Here is a 21,827-nt window from a genome sequence, read left to right as displayed (position 1 = left end):
CCGGCGCCTCTAGAACATCAACATATTCGTCGGCCTCGCCGGGAGGGCGTCGCACGGCGTCCGGGACACAAGACCGAACCCATCCGCATCACCGGCATTAAGGTGTACTCGGTCGAGCCAGAAGGTCCGGCCCTGTCCCCTCACGCCGCAACCTTCTCCGCCGTCTGCCTCGCCACCATCTCAAATCCGTTGCGCCAGGATGCATAGGCCGGCCGCCAGCCGAGTTCCTGCCTGGCCTTGGCGTTCGATCCGGCCCGCACCTGGGTCATCATCGAGACCATGTGCTCACCCGCCAGCAGCCGGCCGAGCCAGGCCGGCACGTGAAACGGCGGCTTGGCGCCGAGGATGCCCGCCAGCACCGGGAGCCAGTCCCTGACTTGCGCCGGTTCATCGTCGACGATGTTGTAGATGCTGCCGGGTTTGCCATGCTCGATCGCGGCAACGGTCGCGGAAGCCGCGTCCTCGACATGCACGAACGACCACCAGCCGCCGCCGTCGCCGAGCAGCGGCACGCGGCGATGGCGCAACTGGTCGATCATGGCTGAGGACAGCAAGCCGGTGTCGGGGCCGTAGAACGATCCATAGCGCAGCACGATGCCTTCGGGCGCTCCCGACGCCGTCACGGCGCGCTCCAGATGCCGGATCGCTTCCAGCGTACGGCGCAGCTCCTGCGGCGGATCGGGATCGAGTTCGTCGGCTTCGGTCTTGACCGGCCCGGCACCGCTGCCATAGGTCCAGCCGCAAAAACTCTGGGCGATGAAACGCTTCGCGCCGGCATCGTGCGCGGCTATCAGCAAATAATCGGTGCCGCGGGTGCGCAGCTGATTGGTGGTGGCGAAGGCGCGATCGAAATGGCGCAGGTCGGTCACCGCGGCAAGATCGGTCATCTCGTCGATCACGACCTCAGGCCTCGCCGACATCACGGCGGCATGAACGGCCGGCGCATCGAGGCCGTCAGCCACGACCGGTTCGGCGCCCAGCCGTTTGACGGCGTCCGCCTTCGCCGCCGTCCGCGTCATGCCGGTGACGAAATGACCGGCCGCAACCAATGCAGGAACGAGTTCGCGGCCGACGGCGCCGGTGGCGCCTGCAACGAAAATTCGCATGCTGAGATCCTTCTGCTCGACGCCCAGTCCTGGATTGTTGGCGGCAAATAGTCGGAAGAAACGGGAATTCAAGCGTGCAAATGTGGCAGCCGAGCCCATGGCGCGACACCCCCTCACGCATTCGGGCCTTTTGGTGTGGTGATCCGCCGGGGTCCTGGCGGCACCGTTGCTGGTTTGGCCGGAGCACATCGCACATCTGCAAAATCGCATCGCCTCAGGCGTTTCGCGAGCAACTTCGGCGAACGCGTGATCAGCGCTCGGCTGCCCCGCTCCACAGAACCGGGATTCAAGGCTCCGTCGAGTTGGTTCGCTCCCCCACGGGTTAGGAACGAAACGCTCCGCTCAAACCTTATTGGCCGAGGAGAACTGAACGATGGATGCATCGGCGGAGCTGCCACGAGCGTCATCTACACGCAACCAGCAGGCGCAAGAGAGACGGCCTCGGATGGCCAATCATGTGACGCTTATTACGGGAGCATCGGCAGGAATAGGAACCGAGCTGGCGCGCGTTTTTGCGTCAAAGGGCCATCGACTAGCGCTTGTTGACCGGCGTGGGGAGCGCCTGATGACATTGGCGAGCGAGATCGTCGCCGCCGGCAATCCGGCGCCAATTCTGATTCCTTGCGATCTCGAACACGCCGATGCCTGCGACAAAATTAGTGCGGTCCTGGCCGCTGAAGGAGCGGAAGTCGAGTTCATCGTCAACAATGCCGGATTCGGTTTGTTCGGTCATGCGATCGAACTGGATCGGGCAGAACAACTCGGCATCATCCGCGTCAATATTCTTGCGCTGACCGATTTATCGCTGCGGTTTTCTGACAGCCTGGTCCGGCATCGTGGCGGTATCCTCAATCTCGCTTCGCTTGCAAGCTTTCTGCCGGGCCCCGGAATGGCGGTGTATTATGCGTCCAAAAGTTATGTCCTGTCGTTCAGCGAAGCGCTGCGCCAGGAACTAGCGCCGCACGGAGTGCGCGTGACGACTCTCTGCCCCGGTTCGGTGTCGACGGAATTTCAGGCGCGTGCCGGGATCAAACCCGGATTTGAGCATGGAATGCTGGACATCTCGGCAGCTGATGTCGCGCAGGCAGGCTATCGCGGACTGATGGCCAACAAGCGCGTCGTGCTGCCCGGCCTCGGCCCCAAGATCATTCCATTTCTGCTGCGGCTGTTTCCGCGCGGATTTATCCTGGCGGCGATCGGCCGTCTTCAGCTGCGCAAGTGCAGATCAGGCTTCCGTGGCCAAACTTCCGTAAGTCACGGCGCGATGGATCAACGCGGTGGAGCAATCCCATGAACTGGCTTGCAAAGGAATGATCAAGCCAGACTGACCGCGAACCCGACCTGGTTTCGGTTGCATTGGGCTTCGAACCAGACTCATTCTGGGGGTGGCGCGCGCTTTCGCACAAAGGTCTACCGCACCCAACCTACAAAAAAGGCGCGCTCGCGCGCGCCTTGGATGATGTCTATCCCGACCAGCGTTTAGCGAACCGTCACCGGTGCCGGCAGCGGGGGCACCACGGTCGGCTGCATCCCGGGAACCGGAACAAGGTGTGGCGCGGCCGATGGAGCTGGCACCATGTTTCGCCGTGGCACTGTAATGGGACGCGCGGAACCACGATGAGATACCCAACACGCGCGATGAAGCACCCGATTGGATCATTCTTGATGATTAAACCAGGGCGGAATGAATATCCGTCCGGTCGAAATCGCCACCCTTGAAGAGCAAGGGCTGGGAACGCGTCTTAGCCAACGCATAGACCGCGCAATCGACGATATTCAGCTGAGCCGGATTCCCCTGCCCCTTGCCGAAACGGCGAAACGCATCGAAGGCAGCCTTTGCCATTTCGTCGTCGAACGGCACCACGACAATGCCGGCATTCTCCAGTAGCTGTTCGAAAAGAGCCACCGCATCCGGTCCAAGACGCGCGAACAGAACAATTCTCGTTTCCAGGACGGCGACCGATGAAATCAACAAGCTGTCGGCATCGAGCATCGCCGCCCGGAAGCGCGAACTATCCTGTTCATTCGTAATGGTCGCGATAATCGCGGACGTATCCAGGACCATCAGGACGGCAACCCGCAACCGTCATAACCTACAATTTCGTCTACTGGACGGGGATCCAGAACGCGCATGCGGGATACTCGCTCGAAGAACGAATCCATCGCAGCTTTTCGGTCGGCGGGTGCCGGTGGTGCCAAACGGGACAGCCGTTCCTCAACCGCACGCTCGAGCGCGGTTTCGATATCTTCGCCGGTCAGCCGTGCAAGCCGCTGCGCGAGTTGGTCAACTTTGGCGGAACGGATGTTCATGGGCCCGTCCATCATGTCGTGGAACAGCAATATACCATTAGCAGGGGCCGAGATCACGCTCGTTTCGCTTCCCGGACCGCTTCGCGCCCGACCTGTTCGGTTCGTGTGAAGGGTCGGCGTCGCACATTCGATGCTATGGCGCTCCGAACCAGACGGATGTTGGGACGGCGGTGGGCTCAACGTGGCACAGGCGCCGATATCACTGCCAACGAAAAAGGCGCGCTCGCGCGCGCCTTTTCAAAATGATGCCTGCACCAAACGGGGTTCTAGCGCACCGTCACCGGTGCCGGCAGCGGAGGCACTACGGTCGGCTGCATGCCTGGAACCGGGGCGAGCTGTGCCTGGGTCGGTCCGCCCTGCGCGTTTGCAGGAGGCGCCAAACCCTGCGCAGGTGCGGCCGAAGCGGTCGCGGTTCCCGGCGGCGGGCCACCGGGCATCACGACGACGCGGGTGCCGACCTTGACGCGTTCGAACAGGTCGGAGACGTCCTCGTTCAGCATGCCGATGCAACCGGACGAAACGAACTTGCCGATCGTCGACGGCTGGTTGGTGCCGTGGATACGGTAGACGGTCGAACCCAGATACATCGCGCGGGCACCCATCGGGTTGCCGGGGCCGCCGGCCATGAAGCGCGGCAGATAGGGCTGGCGCTCGATCATCTCGGTCGGCGGATGCCAATCCGGCCACTCGGCCTTGCGGCTGACCTTCTGCACGCCGGTCCAGGTGAAGCCATCGCGGCCGACGCGGACGCCGTAACGGATCGCGCGGCCGCCGCCCAGCACGTAATAGAGGTGGGTGTTCGGCGTATCGACGATCAGCGTACCGGCGGGCTCCTTGGTCGCAAACGAAACCTCCTGGCGGCGCAGATGCGGCGGGAGCTGCACGGGCGCCGCTTCCGGCTGTTCTTCCGGCGGCAGTGCTGACAGCACCATCGGCCTGCCGTCGGCGCCGACAGCGGGCTGCTGCTGCGGTTGCACGGCACCGGTGACGGCGGGGCCGCCACCAACCGCTTCCGGCGGACGCAAGCGGTCATCATTCGGATAAACCACGCCCGCGGCGGGAACACGGCCATCGCCGCGATCGGAGTAGATCACCGGCGGCGGGCCGGCAGGACGGCCGTAACGCGGATCATCGGGCGAAAGGACCGGCCCCGTGGGCATCGGCGGGCCACGATCGGAATACATCGGCCGGCCGTAGCGCGGGTCGTTCGGCGACAGCACCGGGCCGGGCGGCGGCAGCGCGGTCGAACTCTGGGCGTTCAGCGCCTCGTCGTCGTCCATGGCATCGAAATCGGGTGTGCCGGGTCCGCGGCGTTCATCGATGGCATAGCCACCGCGAACATATGGACCCGGGGGAGCCGAATAGACCGCGCCGGGGGACAGCGGATAGCCCTGCTGTGCCTGGGCGAGCGGAGTTCCTGCCGAAGCAGCAGTGACGGCAGCGCAGATCGTCAGAATACGGTTAATCATCATCGCTCTTGTATAGACCCCAAGCCACACCGGATCGTTAACGGCAGATGACGGAAGATAGCGGCGCATTCAAGACAAATCCGCCAAATTCGGCCCAAATCGGTCATTTTGTGATGACCCGTGAACGCTGCGGCAAAGATGCCTCACGGCGCGAAAAACACCGTTTGCGGGCCACTGGCCGCCATTGCCTGCCCATTTTGTAACAAACAGGTCTGAGACCTTGAGATACTCTCGAATCGGCCTGATTCGCGGTGCGAATCCAGTCGCTTCCCAGTGGTCACCGCGTTTTCTTTGGCATCAACAGCCCTGCATCTCCCGGCAAGGCGGAACTCGCGTCCATGCTCCCCGGTTTTCGCTTTCTGTTCGCCGCGATCGTGCTGTCGATGTCGGTTTTGGTCTTTGGGCTGGGTGCCGCGGCGCTGTTGCGCACCGCGCACGAGCAATTTGCCAGTTCGCCGTCGCGGCGGCTGCCGCCCGAACCCGTATTCGCCCGGCAGAACGAACCGCCGATGCCGACCCTGGCCCTGCTGCGCGTCGAGCCCGATGTCGCCGAGCAGGTGCCGGACAATGCGCCGGCTACGATCACCGAGACCGTGCCACCCGCAGCGCAAACCCCGGAAGCACCGCCGGCTGAGCCGGAAAAACTCGCCGCGCTGCAGCTGGAAGAGCCTGCGCCGGCCGAGACCGTGAAACCGGAAGTCCCGGCGGCGGAACCAACGCCGGCTGTTCAGGTCGCTCCGGCGGAGACGCCTGCCGCAGAGACGCGTGCCGCCGAGATACCTGCCGAAGAGACACCCGCCGCCGGGACGCCGGCGGCCAAGGAGGAAGTGAAGCTCGCGGCGATCGCGGAAACGCCGCCGCCGGCGACGTCAGCCGCAGCGACCGAGACAGCGCCGGTGGCGGAAACGCCATCCCTGGAAGGCAACATCGCCGCGATGAAGATCGCCACGCTGGGCGGTCCTGCCGTCGCCATCGAGGAAACGGTTGCGGCGAAACCGGCCGCCGCGAAGCCGGCGGCCGCGAAACCAGAGCGCGGCGTCGACAGCAAGCGGGCGCAGCGCGCCAAAGAGCGCCGGCGCAGCGCGGCGGCACGACGCGCATTGCAGGCGCGGCAGGCGGCGGCCCAGCAAGCGGCTGACCCGTTCGCGCAACTACAAGCGCGCGGCAAGCAGTAACGCGCGCAATTCAGTTGGGCCCGGTCGCGACCGGCGGGCCGCCCTGCATGCCCCATTCGGACCATGAACCGTCATACAGCGCGGAGCCGCGCACGCCGAGGCGATAAAGCGCCAGCGTCAGCACCAGCGCGGATACGCCGGAGCCGCAGCTCGTCACGATCGGCGCGTCGAGCCTGACGCCGGCGCCGGCAAACACGGCGCGCAATTCATCCAAGGATTTCATCGCGCCGGTCGCGGCATCGAACAGCTGGTTGTAGGGCACGCTGAGGCTGCCGGGAATATGACCCGAACGCAGGCCCGGCCGCGGCTCGGGCACCTTGCCCTGGTAGCGTTCGTTGGCGCGCGCATCGAGCACCTGTTCGGTACGGCTCGCGAGGTTGTCGACCATCTGCTGGATATTGCGCGTGTAGCGCGGATCGAAGCTGGCCTTGAACGTCGCCGGCTTCGGCGTGACTTGCCCGCTCTCGACCTTGCGGCCTTCGGCGACCCACTTCTTCAGGCCGCCGTTCAGGATACGGACGTTCGGGTGTCCGAACGACAGGAACATCCACCACACCCGGGGGGCTGCGACCCAGCCGCCGGAATCGTACAGCACCACCGTATCGTCGTTGCTTATTCCGAGCCCGCCGACATCGCGGCCGAACTGCTCGGCGCTCGGGAACATGTGCGGCAGCGGATTGGCATGATCGGACACCGCGTCGACGTCGAAAAACACCGCGCCCGGGATGTGCGAGGCGAGATAATCGTCCTTCGGCAGCGGCAACACGCCCGGCAGCTTGAACGATGCGTCGATGATCTTGATGTTTGGATCGCCAAAATGCGTGGCGAGCCAGTCGGTGGAGACAAGCGGATCGTCGGTGGTGGTCATGTTTGATTCCAATTCCAGTGGGGCCGTCGCCCTTCGAGGCCTTCGCTTCGCTACGGCACCTCCAGCGATGAGCTTACGCTCACGCGGGGGTGACGGACGAGAGAACGTCATCTGGGAATCTCGAGATTCCGTGCGAGCACTTGCGAGCCTCGAAGGATGACAGCCGGGTGCTAGCCCTTCTTCTTCGGTTCCCACTTCTCGACCGGGCCGCCGGCGTCGCGCCAGGCGGCGAAACCGCCGGCCATGTGCGCGACCGGCTTCAGGCCCATGTCTTTCGCGGTCTTGGCGGCGAGCGCCGAGCGCAAGCCACCGGCGCAGTGAAAGATGAACTTCTTGTCCTGCTGGAACACCGGTTTGGCGTAGGGGCTTTCCGGGTCGATCCAGAATTCCAGCATGCCGCGGGTGCAGGAGAACGCGCCGGGGATGCGGCCGTCGCGCTCGATCTCGCGGGGGTCGCGGATATCGACGATCACGACGTCGTCGCTTAACGCCGCCTTGATCGAATCCGCGGCGCTGAGGGTTTCGATCTCGGCGTTGGCTTCGTCGATCAGCGATTTGATACCGCGGTGGATGGTCTGGGGCATTGATTGCACCTTTAATTTTTTCTGCCAGTCATTCCGGGGCGATGCGAAGCATCGAACCCGGAATCTCGATCGAGTGAAACCTCTAGATTCCGGGTTCGCGCTTACGCGCGCCCCGGAATGACCGTGATCACCGCACCAGTTCCTTCATCGCACCTTCGAGGCCCTCGATCGTGATCGGGTACATCCGCTCCGAGAACAGCCGGCGAATGATGGTGGTGGATTCCGAATAATCCCAGTGCTTCTGCGCCACCGGATTAAGCCAGACGGCGTGCGGATAGGTGCGCGTGATGCGATCGAGCCAGACCGAGCCGGCCTCCTCGTTGACGTGCTCGACCGACCCGCCGGGGACCATGATCTCGTAAGGCGACATCGAGGCGTCGCCGACGAACACAACCTTATAGTCGTGCGGATATTTATGCAGCACGTCCCAGGTCGGCGTGCGGTCGGTAAAGCGCCGCTTGTTCTGCTTCCAGACGCCTTCATAGAGGCAGTTGTGGAAGTAGAAATATTCCATGTGCTTGAATTCGGTCTTCGCCGCGGAAAACAGTTCCTCGACCTGCTCGATATGCGAATCCATCGAGCCGCCGATGTCGAAGAATACCAAAACCTTGACCGCGTTGCGCCGCTCGGGGCGCATATGCACGTCGAGATAGCCGTGGTTGGCGGTCTCCTTGATCGTGGTGTCGAGATCGAGTTCGTCAGGCGCGCCGGTGCGGGCGAATTTGCGCAACCTGCGCAGCGCAATCTTGATGTTGCGGATGCCGAGTTCGACATTGCCGTCGAGGTCCCGAAACTCGCGCTTGTCCCACACCTTCACGGCGCGGTTGTTGCGGTTCTTTTCCTGGCCGATCCGCACCCCTTCGGGATTGTAGCCGTGGGCGCCGAACGGCGAGGTGCCGGCGGTGCCGATCCACTTGCTGCCGCCCTGGTGGCGGCCCTTCTGTTCCTCAAGCCGCTTGCGCAGCGTCTCCATGAGCTTGTCCCAGCCCATCGCCTCGATCTGCTTCTTCTCTTCCTCGGTGAGGTATTTTTCCGCGAGCTTCTTCAGCCATTCGGCGGGAATCTCCGCCTTCTCCATGGCGTCGAGCAGGCTCTCGAGCCCCTTGAACACGGAGCCGAACACGCGGTCGAACTTGTCGAGGTTGCGCTCGTCCTTCACCAGGGCGGCGCGGGAGAGGTAATAGAAATTCTCCACCGTCTGATCGGCGAGGTCGGCGTCGAGCGCCTCCATCAGCGTCAAATATTCGCGCAAGGTCACCGGGACCTGAGCGTCGCGCAGCGATGTGAAGAATTGCAGGAACATGGGATACAGATTGCCCGCCGGACCGCTGGCGTCAAGGGCCCGGACTGTACATACCGCGCGCACTCACCAATACTCACGCATACCAGACAGGCCTAGACCGGGTGGGTTTTTCCTCTAGAATTGAGCCATAAACGGCTTATTCCGGCAGGGGAAATTCAATGGGGATCATCGCTGCACTGATCATCGGCGCGATTGCGGGCTGGCTGGCCGGCAAGATAGTGCGCGGCGCGGGTTTTGGGCTGCTCGGCAATATCGTGATCGGTATCCTCGGCGCGCTGCTGGCGAGCTGGTTGTTGCCGCAACTGGGCGTCAGCCTCGGCGGCAGCGCATTTCGCGACATCGTCAACGCCACCATCGGCGCCGTGATCATCCTGGTGATCCTCTCGCTGGTCAAACGCTGACGAAAGGCCATCACCTCCAATCGCGACCGCCGGACCGGCGGTCGTTTACTGTTCAGGCCGGAAATGGCTCAGGAACGAACAACAAGGCAAAGAGATAAATGAAATTTACCGGCACCAAGGACTACGTCGCCACCGAGGACCTCAAGGTCGCGGTCAACGCCTCGATCGTGCTCGAGCGCCCGCTGCTGATCAAGGGCGAGCCCGGTACCGGCAAGACCGTGCTGGCCGAGGAAGTCGCCAAGGCGCTCGGCGCGCCATTGCTGACCTGGCACATCAAGTCCACCACCAAGGCGCAGCAGGGCCTCTACGAATATGACGCGGTATCGCGGCTGCGCGACAGCCAGCTCGGCGATTCCAGGGTCTCCGACATCTCGAACTACATCAAGCGCGGCAAACTGTGGGAAGCCTTCACCCACGACAAGCGCCCGGTGCTGCTGATCGACGAAATCGACAAGGCCGACATCGAATTCCCTAACGACCTCTTGCTCGAACTCGATCGCATGGAGTTCTTCGTCTACGAGACCGGCGAGAACATCAAGGCGAGCCTGCGCCCGATCGTGATGATCACCTCGAACAACGAGAAGGAGCTGCCGGACGCGTTCCTGCGCCGCTGCTTCTTCCACTACATCAAATTCCCCGACGCCGACACCATGAACCGGATCGTCGACGTGCACTTCCCCGGCATCAAGAAGCGCCTGGTGGAAGAAGCGTTGCGGATCTTCTTCGAGGTGCGCGAAGTGCCGGGCCTGAAGAAGAAGCCGTCAACGTCGGAGCTGCTCGACTGGCTCAAGCTGCTGCTCAACGAAGACATCACCCCGGAAATGCTGCGGGAGCGCGATCCGCGCAAGCTGATCCCGCCGTTGCACGGTGCGCTTTTGAAGAACGAGCAGGACGTGCATCTGTTCGAACGGCTGGCGTTCCTCAGCCGCCGCGAAGTCTAGTTCGCAAAGCGATCGGCGCCAGAACACCGGTTCTGGCGCTTTGCTTTTGAAACGACAAAGCCGACAACAAGAAGCCAACAACAAGAAGAACAGGGAAGATGAACGTTCAAACCCAGATTCACGCCGCCTCGCCCGGTCATACCGAGCATTTCGACGTCCTGATCGCGGGCGCCGGCATCTCCGGTGTTGGTGCCGCCTACCACCTCACCACGCAATGTCCGGGCACGAGTTTTGTCGCCCTCGAAACCCAGAAGACCTTTGGCGGCACCTGGAGCACGCACCGTTATCCGGGCATCCGCTCCGACAGCGACCTTCATACGTTCGGCTACCGCTTCAAGCCGTGGACCTCGGCGCCGATCGCCAGCGCGGCCGAGATCCTCAAATATATGGGCGATGTGATCGACGAGAATGATCTCGCCCGTCACATCCGCTACCAGCACACCATCAATTCGGCGACCTGGTCGAGCGAGCAGAACCTCTGGACCATCGAGGCCACGCGGAGCGACACCGGCGAAAGACTTCGCTTCACCACCCATTTCTTCTGGATGTGCCAGGGCTATTACCGTCACACCGAGGGCTACACGCCCGAGTGGAAGGACATGGCCAAGTTCAAGGGCCAAATCGTCCATCCGCAGAAATGGCCTGAGGATCTCGACTACAAGAACAAGCGCGTCATCGTGATCGGCTCCGGCGCCACCGCGGCGACGCTGATCCCGGCGCTGGCCAATGACGTCGCGCATGTCACCATGCTGCAGCGTTCGCCGACCTATTTCCGCACCGGCCGCAACGCCATCGAAATCGCCGAGCAACTGCGACAGCTGCAGGTCGACGAGAAATGGATTCACGAAATCACGCGCCGGAAAATCCTGTTCGATCAGGACGCTTTTACCCGCAAGACCTTTGAGGAACCGGAGGCGGCGAAGAAGGATTTGTTGTCGGCGGTGGAGGCCTATCTCGGCAAGGATTACGACGTCGCGACCCACTTCACGCCAAAATACCGGCCGTGGCGGCAGCGCATCGCCTTCATTCCCGATGGCGACCTGTTCCAGGGCATCAAGTCTGGCAAGGCCTCGGTCGTCACCGACGAGATCGAGTGCTTCACCGAGAAGGGCATCCTGCTGAAATCCGGCAAGGAGCTCGAAGCCGACATCATCATCACCGCGACCGGCTTCAACCTCAGTGCAAACGGCGACATCGAATTTTCGGTCGATGGCAAGAAGCTGGATTTCGCCGATACCGTGACCTATCGCGGCATGATGTTCACCGGCGTGCCCAACCTGGTCTGGGTGTTCGGATATTTCCGCGCCAGCTGGACCCTGCGCGTCGACCTCGTCGCCGACTTCGTGTGCCGGCTGCTCAACCACATGAAGGAAACCGGCGCCAAGAAAGTGACGCCGCAGCTGCGGCCCGAAGACCACAACATGCCGCTATTACCCTGGATCGACCCGGAAAATTTCAATCCCGGCTACATGATGCGCGGCATGCACCTGCTGCCCAAGCGCGGCGACAAGCCGGAATGGCAACACAACCAGGATTACTGGGCGGAAAAGGACGAGTTTCCGGCCATCGACCTGAAGGATCATGTGTTCGTCTACGGCTGAAACCAGCCCGGATTGGCTTGAGGGCTTCTGAACCGCTCCCTCGGGAGCGGTTTTTTATTACCTTTCTTGGCGCATTGTAGCCAAACTATGTATACTGATTATGCAATTTTACGGCATAATCGGCAAAGCACCTCGACTTTATCGCCAATACTGTATACAGCTTGCACTCAAGCATCAGTTAGGAGTGCAGCCATGCCGTCATCGTTCCCGCTCAATGCCTGGTACGCCGCCGCCTGGGACGTCGATCTCAAGCACGCGCTGTTTCCCCGCACGATCTGCGGCAAGCACGTGGTGATGTACCGCCGCTCCGACGGCCAGGTGGCCGCGCTGGAGGACGCCTGCTGGCATCGGCTGGTGCCGCTGTCCAAGGGGCGGCTCGATGGTGACACCGTCGTCTGCGGCTATCACGGGCTGAAATACAATGCGCAGGGCCGCTGCACCTACATGCCCTCGCAGGAGACCATCAACCCGTCCGCCTGCGTGCGCTCCTATCCCGTGGTCGAGCGGCATCGCTTCGTCTGGCTGTGGATGGGCGACCCGGCACTGGCCGATCCGGCGTTGGTGCCTGACATGCACTGGAACGACGATCCGGCCTGGGCCGGCGACGGCAAGACCATTCAGGTGAAATGCGACTACCGCCTTGTGGTCGACAATCTGATGGACCTCACCCACGAGACCTTCGTGCACGGCTCCAGCATCGGCAACGACCACGTCGCCGAAGCCCCGTTCGACGTCACCCACGGCGAGCGCACCGTGACGGTGACGCGCTGGATGCGCGGCATCGAGCCGCCGCCGTTCTGGGCCGCGCAACTCGGCAAGCCCGGCCCGGTCGACCGCTGGCAGATCATCCATTTCCAGGCGCCCGGCACCGTCAACATCGACGTCGGCGTGGCGCCCGCCGGCACCGGCGCGCCGGAAGGCGACCGCTCGCAGGGCGTCAACGGCTTTGTCCTCAACACCATGACGCCGGAGACCGACACCACTTGTCACTATTTCTGGGCGTTCGTCCGCAATCACCGCCTCACCGAACAGAAGTTGACCACCGAAATCCGCGAAGGTGTCGCCAACATTTTTCGCGAAGACGAGATCATCCTGGAGGCGCAGCAGCGCGCCATGGACGAGAACCCGGATCGCACCTTCTACAATCTCAACATCGACGCCGGCGCGATGTGGGCGCGGCGCGTGATCGACCGCATGGTGGCGCGCGAAAATTCGCCGCCGACCGCGCAAGCGGCGGAATAGCGCCATGAGCGAAGCGGAGTAAGAACATGAGCGAACGCGATCCCGAACGCTCAGTCTCGCAGACGGTGCGGGCCCAGCTCGCGCTGCGCGACATGATCCTGTCCGGCCAGTTGCGTCCGGGCGAGCGCATCAGCGAACTGCAGGCGGTCGAGATCACCGGCGTGTCGCGGACACCGGTGCGGCTGGCGCTGGTCCGGCTCGAAGACGAAGGCCTGCTGCAGGCGATCCCCTCCGGCGGCTTCATGGTGAAGGCGTTCACCGAGCGCGACATTCTCGATTCGATCGAGCTGCGCGGCACGCTGGAAGGCCTCGCCGCCCGCTTCGCCGCCGAGCGCGGCGCCAGCGCGCGCAGCCTCGAGCCGCTGAAGGAATGCCTCGCCGATCTCGATCAACTGGTCCGGCAGGATCCGGTCTCGGTCGAAGCGTTCTCTGCCTATGTCACCCTGAACGCGCGCTTTCACGCGCTGCTCACCGAGCTTTCCGCCAGCCCGCCGCTGATCCGGCAGATCGACCGCGTCTCGGCATTGCCATTTGCGTCGCCGAGCGGTTTTGTGATGGCGCAATCGGCGCTGCCGGAAGCGCACCAGATCCTGCTGATCGGGCAGGACCATCACCGCATCGTGGTCGACGCGATCGAGAACCGCGAGGGCGCCCGCGCCGAAGCCATCATGCGCGAGCATTCCCGCCTCGCCGCGCGCAACCTGCGGCTGGCGCTGCGCAACCGCACGCATCTCGACTTGCTGCCCGCGCTCGCTTTGCTTCAATCCCCTGCTGAATAGGGATCGTCATGCGGTTTGCCGAACAATGGAACTGGTGCACAGTCGATGCGACCCGCGATGTCACGCTTGGCATCCGCGAATTCCGCCTGCGCCCTGACGGCGGCGCGGCGCCCTACCCGCCCGGCAGCCACCTCAACGTCGCCGTGCTGATCGACGGACAACCGGCGCGACGGTCCTATTCGCTGGTTGGCGACCGCGATCCCCATACCTATCGCATCGCGGTGCGGCTGGCGCCGGACAGCCGCGGCGGCTCGCGCGCGATGTGGAATCTCAAGCCGGGCGCGCGGATCGAAATTTCCAGCCCATCATCGCTGCTTGAGATCGACTGGAACAGGCAGAACTATTGCCTGATCGCGGGCGGCATCGGCATCACCCCGATCACAGCGATCGCCAGCGCCCTGCACCGCCGGAATATCGACCTGCACCTGCACTACGCCGTGAAGTCGCGCGGCGACGCCGCTTATCTCAGCGAATTGTCTTCGGCGCTCGGCGACCGGCTGATCGTTCACGCCAGTGACGAAGGCGCGCGGCTCGATCTCGATTTAACCTTCCGCGCGCTGCCGTCGGATGCGGTTGCGATCATGTGCGGCCCGATGCGGATGCTGGAGACGGCGCGGCGCGCCTGGAACGACGCTGGCAGAGCGCCCGCCGATCTGCGCTACGAGACCTTCGGCTCCAGCGGCCTGCTGCCGACGGCGGAATTCCGCGTGCGGCTAAAAGATTCCGGTGCCGAACTTGTCGTTTCGCCGAACAGCTCGATGCTCGACGTGCTCAATGACGCCGGCTTCGAGGTGATGTCGGACTGCCAGCGCGGCGAATGCGGCGTCTGCGCGGTCGACGTCATTGCCGTCGATGGCGCGATCGACCACCGCGATGTGTTCTTCAGCGAGCAGCAGAAGAAAGACAACCGCAAGATCTGCCCGTGCGTGTCGCGTGCAGTTGGTATCGTCACCATCGACACGCTGTACCGGCCCGAAGCGGCCTAGGCAAAAGACGGATGCGGCGCGCCTTGTGTGCCGTTCCGCGCGACAGCATCGAGCGCCGCCGCAAGCTCCTCATCGGATAGTGCGAGGCCGAAGGTTTCGGTCAGGACATCCCGATATTCATCCTTGTCGGCGAGCATTCGCCGTTCGACCTCGCCTGTGGCGTGGCGCACATTCAGCCGCGCGTTGAACAGGGTGATGCGGGTACGGTTCGCCCCCGGACGCGCCGCGATCAAGTTGCTGCGATGAGGACTATCGGGATGACTGGCGGTAAACCAGTTGCCGATATAGTATTCGGCATCGACGCGCGGCAGCAGCACGACGCGGTAGATATGCTCCCATCGGTCTCCCAGACGCGATTGCAGGGTCAATTCGTCTCCCATCCGGATGAAACGCATCACCTCGTGCGGCGTATCCTGTTCGAGATCAGGAGACAATTGCAGCGGTGCGGTCGGCGCCAGATTGCCGAAGCCGACATCGACCAGATACGGCCCTTCCGGTAGATTGACCTGCAGCACCATGTGAAGCATCGGGCGCGGCGCGTCGATCGCGAATCCACGCACAACGCGGACCTGCAAGCTGGCGACGTCGAAGCCCAGCGAGCGCAACCCGCCGCGGAACAGCATGTTCTGCTCGAAGCAATAGCCGCCACGGCGGCTGCCGATCATCTTTCGCTGCAGCGAATGCAGATCGAGCTTTGGCACCCGGTCCAGCAGCACGTCGATACTCTCATAGGAAATCGCCGCTGAATGCGCCTCGACCAGCCCGCGCAAAGTCGCAAGCGTGGGTGCGCGCGATCCCGCATATCCAATTCGACCGAACCAGGCGTCTTGATCGAAAAGATCGTCTGGCATGGCGAAATACCCTAGACCCGTGCCGCCTCCGGCGCGGCCTTGCCGCGGATCATGTCGGAGGCCTTGTCGGCGATCATCATGGTAGAGGCGTTGAGATTGGCCGAGATCATCCTCGGCATGATCGAGGCATCGACCACGCGAAGGCCCTGCAGCCCGTGGACGCGCAGCTGGTCGTCGACCACGGCCCATTTGGCATCCGCCGGTCCCATCCGGCAGGTACAGCCCGGATGGAACGTGGTGGTGCCGCGCTCGGTTGCGGCGGCGAGAAACTCGTCGTCGCTCTGCACCTTGGGGCCGGGGAAATCCTCATAGGCGTAATATTGCGACAGCGGGGTGGAGGCCAGCAGCCGGCGCGCCAGCTTCATGCCGGCGACGACGACGCGGCGATCGAGCTCCTCGACCAGATAATTGGTCTGGATGATCGGCGGCGCGAACGGATCGGCGGAACGGATACGGACATAGCCGCGGCTCTCGGGGCGCTGCTGCCACGAGGCGATGGTCATGCCGGGCTCGTCCTCGAGCTGGCCCTGCACGCCCTCCTTGTAGCTCGCCGGTGTGAACGTCAGCTGCAGGTCGGAGCTTTCGGTGGTCTCGCCGGAATGCCAGAAGCAATAGACCATGGTCGGCGACAGCGAGAGCAGCCCGCGCCGCGTCGTCGCCCATTTCAGCGCTTCGACCCACAGACTGAGCCCCCGCCGCAGTTCGTTGATGGTCCGGATGTTCTTGACGCGCGCCACCGAACGCGGCGCGTAATGATCCTGCAGGCCCTCGCCGACGCCGGGCAACGCGTGACGCACCTCGATGCCGTGCGACTGCAGCAGCTCCGGCGAGCCGACGCCGGACAATTGCAGCAGCTGCGGCGAATTGTACGTGCCGCCGGACAGGATGACTTCCTTGTTGGCGCGCACTTCGACGGGAACGCCGCCCTTGCCGCCCCTGAGGTAGCGCACGCCGACCGCGCGCTTGCCTTCGAAGATGATGTTGGTGACATGCGCATGGGTGCGGACATGGACGTTCGGCCGCTTCCGTGCCGGATGCAGGAACGCGGTCGCGGCACTGACGCGCAGGCCGTTCTTAATGGTGCGCTGGGCGTAGGAGACGCCTTCCTGGATCACGCCATTGTAATCGGGGTTGCGCGGAATGCCCAAGCTCATGGCGCCAGCCATGAACGCCTCGCACAGCGGATCCCGCCAGTCCATGGTGGTGACGGTCAGATTGCCGTCACGCCCGCGATAGGTGTCTTCCCCCTCGCCGACGCGCCGCTCAAGCCGCCTGAAATAGGGCAGCACGTCCGGATAGCCCCAGCTGCGATTGCCGAGCTGCGCCCAGGTGTCGAAATCCTGGCGCTGGCCGCGGTTATAAATGTGGCCGTTGATCGACGACGAACCGCCGAGCGTCTTGCCGCGCGGCGCATAGATGCTGCGGCCGCCGGTCCAGGGGCCGGGCTCCTGCTGATAGGCCCAATTGACGCTCTTCATGTGGAACGTCTTGATGAAGCCGGCCGGCAGATGGATGTAGGGATGCCAATCCTTGCCGCCTGCTTCGAGCACGCAGACGCTGGTGCCTGCATCTTCGCTCAGGCGATTGGCGAGCACGCTGCCCGCGGAGCCCGCACCGATAATCACATAATCGAACGTTTCCATCGCACTTTCTTCTGCCGCGGGCCGAATAACTACCGCAGTCTGTCGTTGAGTTGATAATTGAGATGCGCCTTCACCGTCGGCCATTCGCTGGCGATAATGCTGAAGACCACGGTATCGCGCAACGTGCCATTCGGCGCGATCACATGGTTGCGCAAGATGCCATCCTGCTTGGCGCCCAGACGTTCGATGCCGCGGCGGCTCTGCTGATTGAAGAAGTGCGTGCGGAACTCTACCGCAATGCAATCGAGCGTCTCGAACGCGTGCGTCAGCAACAGCAATTTGCACTGCGTGTTGACGGCGCTGCGCTGCACGCGCTTGGCGTACCAGGTGGAGCCGATCTCGACGCGCCGGTTGGCGGCATCGACATTCATGTAGGTCGTCATGCCCGCGACCTTGCCGTCGGCATCGAATACCGTGAACGGCAGCATCGAGCCCGCCGCCTGCAAGCCGAGCCGGCGATCGATCTCCTTGGTCATGTCATCAGGCGCCGGCACGAAGGTGTACCAGAGATTCCACAGCTCGCCGTCGCGCACCGCTTCGATCAAGCCATCGCGCTGATCGTGCGACAGTGGTTCGAGCCGCGCGTGGGCGCCGCGAAGGGTAACCGGTTCAAGCCAGGGCATCTTAGTTATCCTCTCTCCGCCGTCATTCCGGGATGGTCCGAAGGACCAGACCCGGAATCTCGAGATCCCGGGTTCGATGCTTCGCATCGCCCCGGGATGACGATCGCGTTTTACGCGATCGTCACTTATTCAAAAAGTTAAGCGGCAGCCCCGGCCGCGGCCAGTCCATCGCGATCAGTTCGCCTTTGCCCGACAGCGTGATGTACGCGGTCTTCAGGTCAGACCCGCCGAAGGCGATATTGGTGGTGACGCGGTCGCCGGTCGGCACCTGCTCGACGAGGGTACCGTCGGGGGCGATCACGGAAATGCAGCCCGAGATCAGCGTCGCCACGCAGATATTGCCGGATGCTTCGACCGCCAGCGAATCGAACATCTGATAGCCGCCGAGACCGGCGATCGGCTTGCCGCGCTCGCCGCGATAGATCACCTCGCGCGGCTTGATGGTCCCCGGCTCGGAAACCTCATAGGCCCACAACCGCGCCGTCGGAGTCTCCGCGATATAGACCGTCTTCTCGTCCGGCGACAGCCCGATACCGTTGGCGGGCAGCACGCCGTGAACGCCTTCGACGATCTCCTTCATGCCCGGCTTGAGATAATAGAACGCGCCGACATCCATCTCGCGGGCGCGGCGCTTGCCGAGATCGGAGAACCAGAGTCCGCCATGCCTGTCGAACACCAGGTCGTTCGGGCCCCGCAACGCATGCTCGCCGCATTTGTCGACCACCGTCTCGACCTTGCCGCTTTGCAGATCCACGCGCTGGATCGAGCCGCCGAGATAGTCATCGGCCTGCGGCCCCGGCATGATCATGTTGCGCGTGGGAATCCAGCTGAAGCCGCCATTGTTGCAGACATACATTTTGCCGTCGGGACCAAGCGCCGCACCATTGGGGCCGCCGGGAATCTCCGCCACCACCTCCTTGCGGCCGTCGGGCCAGATCCGCGTCAGCCGCCGGCCGCGGATTTCGACCAGCACGACCGAACCATCCGGCATGACCACCGGACCTTCCGGAAACTCCAGATCGGTGGCGAGAACGCGGATATTTCCCATGAAATCCTCCCGGCTTTTTATGGCTGCAGGCGGATTTTGGCTCAATCCCGCACACGCAACATTTCGTTGCGTGACCTTATGGCAAAGCATATCAGAATTGCCAACCCGGCGACCTGCGCAACAGGTATGCCGCGCTCCCCGGAGACGAATTCCTCCGGCCTCGGTCGCCTGCGGATTAAGGGGATCGAAATCCGGTCGAACTTCAGTCAGCCCCGCCGGCTCCCGTACGGCCGCGCCACCAGCGAACGGATATCCGATAGCTGTACCGCAAAAGGCGTATGGGCCGTTTCAGCTTACTCGTACAAATACCCGACCGGTTTGCCTTCGTTGCGCAGCGGACGAACGTCCTTCCGCGTAATGATTTGACCAGCCAGGCCGTCAATTTCGTCGCGCTGCGTCGGCGTCCAGCTGCGAAGATTCTCCATGCCTTTCAGCAAGCCCAGTCGGAGGATTTGGGTATTTTCACCCAGCCCGACCAGATCGATCGTGTTCTTGCCCGCCGTGACCGTATCGCCGGTCGCAAGTTCAAAATTCTCGGCCGCGCTGTTCGTGAATTGGGCCGTGCCGCGAATGACGCGATAGATGACAACCTCACCTTTCCCGAGAAAGGCGGTTTCCGCTGCTGCGGAGCTACTCTTGGGCAACAGCGACTGGCCGCGCGGGTCGGTCGCGATGATATGTCCAGTTGTAAGGCGACCGCTCGGAATCTCGATTCCGATATCGCGCACGTAAACAGGCCCGGCGGATTTGATCGGCGAGCCTGCCGGCAGTGGTTTGTAGAGTGCTTCCAGCTCCAGCGGATCCTGCAGCCAGAAACAGGCATCGGCAGGACGGTCGTGCAGCGGATGGCTCCAGGCTACACGTGGCGTTTCCTCTTCGTTGATGTGATCATGATCCACCACCGTCGGGTTGGGGAAGGTCGTGGGATCGGTGATGAAGGCTTCAAGAAATTTGCCCGAATAGCCCATCGACATCGGATCCGGCACTACCGTCTGGGGCGTTTTCAGGTTTTCTTCGGTGGACAATCCCGACCAGGTGTAAAACAGCTGGCGATGCACGATCGCGCTTTGCAGCATCACCGCACCGGGACCGACGTAGTAAAACCGGCCATCGTAATCGAAGGTGAATACGCCGGATGTGACCAGCACGAGCTGGTAACCGCCGGGCGGAAGGTGAAGATGGAAATCGGTCGGGCCGGTGTCGGAGCGGTAAATCGGCAGATTTGTCGCAACCTCGTGGAGCAGGAAGGTTTCGTTATTGGCATGAAAGCCTTCGTTCGCGCGATTGTAGAGGGCTTGCGGGCGATAGGTCGGCTCGTGCTTGGCATCCCGATCGCGGTCGATCGCCACGAAGTTCGTTTTATTGAGACGGAGGGCATCGCCGTCCGGGCGAGTAAGGCCAGGCCATTTGAGATCAACCGCGGCATGTATATTCATGGCACCCTTCAATCCCTGAATTTTAGCGAGACCCAAGTCTGCTCAAATTTTGCCTGTTCAAGTTTGCCTGTTCAAATTGGCTGCTCAGCTTTGGCAGAGCGCTCGGAGTCGCCGGTCGATCCTGACGGACTTATGCTGCAATGCGAATTCCGGGCCAGTTCGAGCGCGCAGCATCGCATCGACTCCCAAACCACGCTTTGGGGCGGGGTGATTGAAATAATTCAAGGCGTACAGGATGTTAGACAGCCCGCCGCGTGACGCTGCCTTACCCCTTATCGCCAACTTCGCAACTCAAGCGAAATAGCGAGAGCTGCCTTGCGTAAATTGTCAGCAAGCCTTGCCAGGAAACGCGCAGTTCTATGCCGCGAGACTGATCTGCCGTCCCCCCTGCTCTGGTTGGTCATGCAGTCGGATCATCCCGGAGAGAATTCATGCACGGCGCGTCGGCCTCGCGCTCCGGCGCTCGCCCCGAAGGTGATGGATTTCGCTGGCGCCAACCCATTCCACGAGCCGCCCTAGTCCCTCACCGGTATCCATATCTCAAGCCCGCCATTGCCGGTGAGCGGATCGAATTTCTCGTCGTAGCGTTCGAAGCTCGGCGCGTCGGCGGCCTTCATGCCGGACGCCGGCAGCCAGTGATTCCAGATCGTGTTGACGGTGCGCCTGATCGTCGAGATGTGCTCTGAGTGGGTAAACACGGCGTATTTCTGTTCGGGAATCCGCACGCACTGAAATTCACGCGGCAGGTCGGAGAAGTCGGTCACTTCGACGGCGGCGACGTAGTCGAAATTGCCGGCATCGTCGGCGTTGCAACAGACGCCATAGGCGACCTTGCCGATCCGTCCGGGGACGCGGTCGATGGTCTGATGGAAACGCTGCCACAGGCTGGGAATGAAGGCGCCCTGGTTTTCGTGGGTGCAGCGTTCGCCGACGCCGGCGACGAGCAAGGCCTTGCCGGTTTCGAAACGCGGGGCCTTGAGGTGATCGAGTGCGGTTGAAATCATGACGATGGGCTCCTGAAGCTTGAGGCGATCAAGGCACGTTCCGGCGCGGACCGTCTCGGGCGTAACGCCGAAATGGTCGCGGAACGCGCGGGTGAAGGCTTCGTGAGAACTATAATCCGCCTCCAGCGCCAGGCTGAGAATGTCGGGCGCGCCGGCCGCCAGCGCACGCGCCGCGTTAGACAGGCGACGCGCGCGCACATAGCGCATGACCGAGCACCCGGTCGCGGCCGCGAACGCCCGCACCAGATGGAAGCGCGAGACGCCGGCGATCGCTGATATCTCGTCGAGGGTCAACGCCTCGGCAAGATGGCTTTCGATATACCAGAGCGCCTTCTGGGCTGGATTCATCGGTGACAGCCTTCAATCGAAGCGGCCGCATCATGAACGCTTGCCGCGCGCTGCATTTGACCGGCATTGCTCTCGCGGTCGCCATAGCGGAGCGGGAACCGTGGTTTGC

21 protein-coding genes are annotated in these 21,827 nt (G+C 62.9%); 8 read left to right on the top strand and 13 right to left on the bottom strand.

Annotation, left to right across the window (positions count from 1 at the left end):
• Window positions 1-140 precede the first annotated feature (140 nt).
• Entirely contained in the window at window positions 141-1,106 is a 966-nt protein-coding gene (locus tag ACSQ84_RS31410; protein ID WP_436215604.1) for an NAD-dependent epimerase/dehydratase family protein, read from the bottom strand.
• Window positions 1,107-1,551: 445 nt separating this feature from the next.
• On the opposite strand from ACSQ84_RS31410, the gene ACSQ84_RS31405 reads away from it, so the two are divergent.
• The gene (locus ACSQ84_RS31405) at window positions 1,552-2,400 is read left to right on the top strand and encodes an SDR family NAD(P)-dependent oxidoreductase (protein WP_436215603.1); all 849 of its coding nucleotides are present in this window, start codon (window positions 1,552-1,554) and stop codon (window positions 2,398-2,400) included.
• Between the two features lie 375 nt (window positions 2,401-2,775).
• On the opposite strand, the gene ACSQ84_RS31400 is transcribed toward ACSQ84_RS31405, so the two are convergent.
• The 3 genes from ACSQ84_RS31400 to ACSQ84_RS31390 form a co-directional block, all read right to left on the bottom strand.
• A complete protein-coding gene (locus tag ACSQ84_RS31400; protein ID WP_436215602.1) occupies window positions 2,776-3,171 on the bottom strand; it encodes a type II toxin-antitoxin system VapC family toxin in 396 nt (131 codons plus the stop codon).
• Window positions 3,171-3,416, bottom strand: coding sequence for a type II toxin-antitoxin system VapB family antitoxin (locus tag ACSQ84_RS31395; protein ID WP_436215601.1), 246 nt, complete (start codon window positions 3,414-3,416; stop codon window positions 3,171-3,173). The genes ACSQ84_RS31400 and ACSQ84_RS31395 overlap by 1 nt, the downstream gene beginning before the upstream one ends.
• A 266-nt stretch (window positions 3,417-3,682) precedes the next feature.
• Window positions 3,683-4,888 carry a L,D-transpeptidase family protein gene (locus ACSQ84_RS31390; protein WP_436215628.1) on the bottom strand — a complete coding sequence of 402 codons (1,206 nt, stop codon included), beginning with the start codon at window positions 4,886-4,888 and terminating at the stop codon, window positions 3,683-3,685.
• A 335-nt stretch (window positions 4,889-5,223) separates the two neighbouring features.
• Here ACSQ84_RS31390 and ACSQ84_RS31385 point away from each other — a divergent pair, with 335 nt between their 5' ends.
• Window positions 5,224-6,060, top strand: a complete 837-nt coding sequence (locus tag ACSQ84_RS31385) for a hypothetical protein (RefSeq protein ID WP_436215600.1) — start codon at window positions 5,224-5,226, stop codon at window positions 6,058-6,060.
• 10 nt (window positions 6,061-6,070) lie between these two features.
• Here ACSQ84_RS31385 and sseA read toward each other — a convergent pair whose 3' ends face one another.
• From sseA to ACSQ84_RS31370, 3 genes are all read right to left on the bottom strand, one after another.
• The gene (gene sseA, locus ACSQ84_RS31380; protein ID WP_436215599.1) at window positions 6,071-6,928 is read right to left on the bottom strand and encodes a 3-mercaptopyruvate sulfurtransferase; all 858 of its coding nucleotides are present in this window, start codon (window positions 6,926-6,928) and stop codon (window positions 6,071-6,073) included.
• A 170-nt stretch (window positions 6,929-7,098) separates the two neighbouring features.
• Window positions 7,099-7,512: a rhodanese-like domain-containing protein gene (locus ACSQ84_RS31375; RefSeq protein WP_436215598.1), complete on the bottom strand. Its 414-nt coding sequence runs from the start codon at window positions 7,510-7,512 to the stop codon at window positions 7,099-7,101.
• 127 nt (window positions 7,513-7,639) lie between these two features.
• On the bottom strand, window positions 7,640-8,815 hold the full coding sequence (locus tag ACSQ84_RS31370) for a vWA domain-containing protein (protein ID WP_436215597.1): 1,176 nt from the start codon (window positions 8,813-8,815) through the stop codon (window positions 7,640-7,642).
• Between the two features lie 158 nt (window positions 8,816-8,973).
• Here ACSQ84_RS31370 and ACSQ84_RS31365 point away from each other — a divergent pair, with 158 nt between their 5' ends.
• The 6 genes from ACSQ84_RS31365 (at window position 8,974) to ACSQ84_RS31340 (ending at window position 14,765) form a co-directional block, all read left to right on the top strand.
• On the top strand, window positions 8,974-9,216 hold the full coding sequence (locus tag ACSQ84_RS31365) for a GlsB/YeaQ/YmgE family stress response membrane protein (protein ID WP_436215596.1): 243 nt from the start codon (window positions 8,974-8,976) through the stop codon (window positions 9,214-9,216).
• 98 nt (window positions 9,217-9,314) lie between these two features.
• Complete coding sequence (locus ACSQ84_RS31360) at window positions 9,315-10,157, top strand: AAA family ATPase (protein ID WP_192740053.1); 843 nt, start codon at window positions 9,315-9,317, stop codon at window positions 10,155-10,157.
• 98 nt (window positions 10,158-10,255) lie between these two features.
• On the top strand, window positions 10,256-11,758 hold the full coding sequence (locus tag ACSQ84_RS31355; protein ID WP_436215595.1) for a flavin-containing monooxygenase: 1,503 nt from the start codon (window positions 10,256-10,258) through the stop codon (window positions 11,756-11,758).
• Window positions 11,759-11,950: 192 nt separating this feature from the next.
• A complete protein-coding gene (locus tag ACSQ84_RS31350) occupies window positions 11,951-13,000 on the top strand; it encodes an aromatic ring-hydroxylating dioxygenase subunit alpha (RefSeq protein ID WP_436215594.1) in 1,050 nt (349 codons plus the stop codon).
• 26 nt (window positions 13,001-13,026) lie between these two features.
• Window positions 13,027-13,779, top strand: coding sequence for a GntR family transcriptional regulator (locus tag ACSQ84_RS31345; protein WP_436215593.1), 753 nt, complete (start codon window positions 13,027-13,029; stop codon window positions 13,777-13,779).
• Between the two features lie 8 nt (window positions 13,780-13,787).
• Window positions 13,788-14,765, top strand: a complete 978-nt coding sequence (locus ACSQ84_RS31340; RefSeq protein ID WP_436215592.1) for a PDR/VanB family oxidoreductase — start codon at window positions 13,788-13,790, stop codon at window positions 14,763-14,765.
• Here the strand turns inward: ACSQ84_RS31340 and ACSQ84_RS31335 are convergent.
• The 6 genes from ACSQ84_RS31335 to ACSQ84_RS31310 form a co-directional block, all read right to left on the bottom strand.
• Window positions 14,762-15,616, bottom strand: coding sequence for an arylamine N-acetyltransferase family protein (locus tag ACSQ84_RS31335; protein WP_436215591.1), 855 nt, complete (start codon window positions 15,614-15,616; stop codon window positions 14,762-14,764). The genes ACSQ84_RS31340 and ACSQ84_RS31335 overlap by 4 nt on opposite strands.
• Before the next feature lie 11 nt (window positions 15,617-15,627).
• Window positions 15,628-17,259: a GMC family oxidoreductase gene (locus tag ACSQ84_RS31330; protein WP_436215590.1), complete on the bottom strand. Its 1,632-nt coding sequence runs from the start codon at window positions 17,257-17,259 to the stop codon at window positions 15,628-15,630.
• 29 nt (window positions 17,260-17,288) lie between these two features.
• Window positions 17,289-17,882 carry a GNAT family N-acetyltransferase gene (locus tag ACSQ84_RS31325; protein WP_436215589.1) on the bottom strand — a complete coding sequence of 198 codons (594 nt, stop codon included), beginning with the start codon at window positions 17,880-17,882 and terminating at the stop codon, window positions 17,289-17,291.
• A gap of 121 nt (window positions 17,883-18,003) precedes the next feature.
• Window positions 18,004-18,930, bottom strand: coding sequence for an SMP-30/gluconolactonase/LRE family protein (locus ACSQ84_RS31320; protein WP_436215588.1), 927 nt, complete (start codon window positions 18,928-18,930; stop codon window positions 18,004-18,006).
• Between the two features lie 293 nt (window positions 18,931-19,223).
• Entirely contained in the window at window positions 19,224-20,366 is a 1,143-nt protein-coding gene (locus ACSQ84_RS31315; RefSeq protein WP_436215587.1) for a hypothetical protein, read from the bottom strand.
• A 515-nt stretch (window positions 20,367-20,881) separates the two neighbouring features.
• The gene (locus tag ACSQ84_RS31310; RefSeq protein WP_436215586.1) at window positions 20,882-21,718 is read right to left on the bottom strand and encodes an AraC family transcriptional regulator; all 837 of its coding nucleotides are present in this window, start codon (window positions 21,716-21,718) and stop codon (window positions 20,882-20,884) included.
• Window positions 21,719-21,827: the final 109 nt, after the last annotated feature.

Origin of the sequence: Bradyrhizobium sp. LjRoot220, assembly GCF_964252915.1 — a bacterium.
Lineage (GTDB): Bacteria > Pseudomonadota > Alphaproteobacteria > Rhizobiales > Xanthobacteraceae > Bradyrhizobium.
Note: the sequence above shows the minus strand (reverse complement) of the source record. Positions and strands in the feature narration are given on the sequence as shown.

Excerpts from the sequence above, each read along its gene's own strand:
- ACSQ84_RS31410 (WP_436215604.1), bottom strand. The coding sequence starts at position 1,106 with ATGCGAATTTTCGTTGCAGGCGCCACCGGCGCCGTCGGCCGCGAACTC.
- ACSQ84_RS31405 (WP_436215603.1), top strand. The coding sequence starts at position 1,552 with ATGGCCAATCATGTGACGCTTATTACGGGAGCATCGGCAGGAATAGGA.
- ACSQ84_RS31400 (WP_436215602.1), bottom strand. The coding sequence starts at position 3,171 with ATGGTCCTGGATACGTCCGCGATTATCGCGACCATTACGAATGAACAG.
- ACSQ84_RS31395 (WP_436215601.1), bottom strand. The coding sequence starts at position 3,416 with ATGAACATCCGTTCCGCCAAAGTTGACCAACTCGCGCAGCGGCTTGCA.
- ACSQ84_RS31390 (WP_436215628.1), bottom strand. The coding sequence starts at position 4,888 with ATGATGATTAACCGTATTCTGACGATCTGCGCTGCCGTCACTGCTGCT.
- ACSQ84_RS31385 (WP_436215600.1), top strand. The coding sequence starts at position 5,224 with ATGCTCCCCGGTTTTCGCTTTCTGTTCGCCGCGATCGTGCTGTCGATG.
- sseA (WP_436215599.1), bottom strand. The coding sequence starts at position 6,928 with ATGACCACCACCGACGATCCGCTTGTCTCCACCGACTGGCTCGCCACG.
- ACSQ84_RS31375 (WP_436215598.1), bottom strand. The coding sequence starts at position 7,512 with ATGCCCCAGACCATCCACCGCGGTATCAAATCGCTGATCGACGAAGCC.
- ACSQ84_RS31370 (WP_436215597.1), bottom strand. The coding sequence starts at position 8,815 with ATGTTCCTGCAATTCTTCACATCGCTGCGCGACGCTCAGGTCCCGGTG.
- ACSQ84_RS31365 (WP_436215596.1), top strand. The coding sequence starts at position 8,974 with ATGGGGATCATCGCTGCACTGATCATCGGCGCGATTGCGGGCTGGCTG.
- ACSQ84_RS31360 (WP_192740053.1), top strand. The coding sequence starts at position 9,315 with ATGAAATTTACCGGCACCAAGGACTACGTCGCCACCGAGGACCTCAAG.
- ACSQ84_RS31355 (WP_436215595.1), top strand. The coding sequence starts at position 10,256 with ATGAACGTTCAAACCCAGATTCACGCCGCCTCGCCCGGTCATACCGAG.
- ACSQ84_RS31350 (WP_436215594.1), top strand. The coding sequence starts at position 11,951 with ATGCCGTCATCGTTCCCGCTCAATGCCTGGTACGCCGCCGCCTGGGAC.
- ACSQ84_RS31345 (WP_436215593.1), top strand. The coding sequence starts at position 13,027 with ATGAGCGAACGCGATCCCGAACGCTCAGTCTCGCAGACGGTGCGGGCC.
- ACSQ84_RS31340 (WP_436215592.1), top strand. The coding sequence starts at position 13,788 with ATGCGGTTTGCCGAACAATGGAACTGGTGCACAGTCGATGCGACCCGC.
- ACSQ84_RS31335 (WP_436215591.1), bottom strand. The coding sequence starts at position 15,616 with ATGCCAGACGATCTTTTCGATCAAGACGCCTGGTTCGGTCGAATTGGA.
- ACSQ84_RS31330 (WP_436215590.1), bottom strand. The coding sequence starts at position 17,259 with ATGGAAACGTTCGATTATGTGATTATCGGTGCGGGCTCCGCGGGCAGC.
- ACSQ84_RS31325 (WP_436215589.1), bottom strand. The coding sequence starts at position 17,882 with ATGCCCTGGCTTGAACCGGTTACCCTTCGCGGCGCCCACGCGCGGCTC.
- ACSQ84_RS31320 (WP_436215588.1), bottom strand. The coding sequence starts at position 18,930 with ATGGGAAATATCCGCGTTCTCGCCACCGATCTGGAGTTTCCGGAAGGT.
- ACSQ84_RS31315 (WP_436215587.1), bottom strand. The coding sequence starts at position 20,366 with ATGAATATACATGCCGCGGTTGATCTCAAATGGCCTGGCCTTACTCGC.
- ACSQ84_RS31310 (WP_436215586.1), bottom strand. The coding sequence starts at position 21,718 with ATGAATCCAGCCCAGAAGGCGCTCTGGTATATCGAAAGCCATCTTGCC.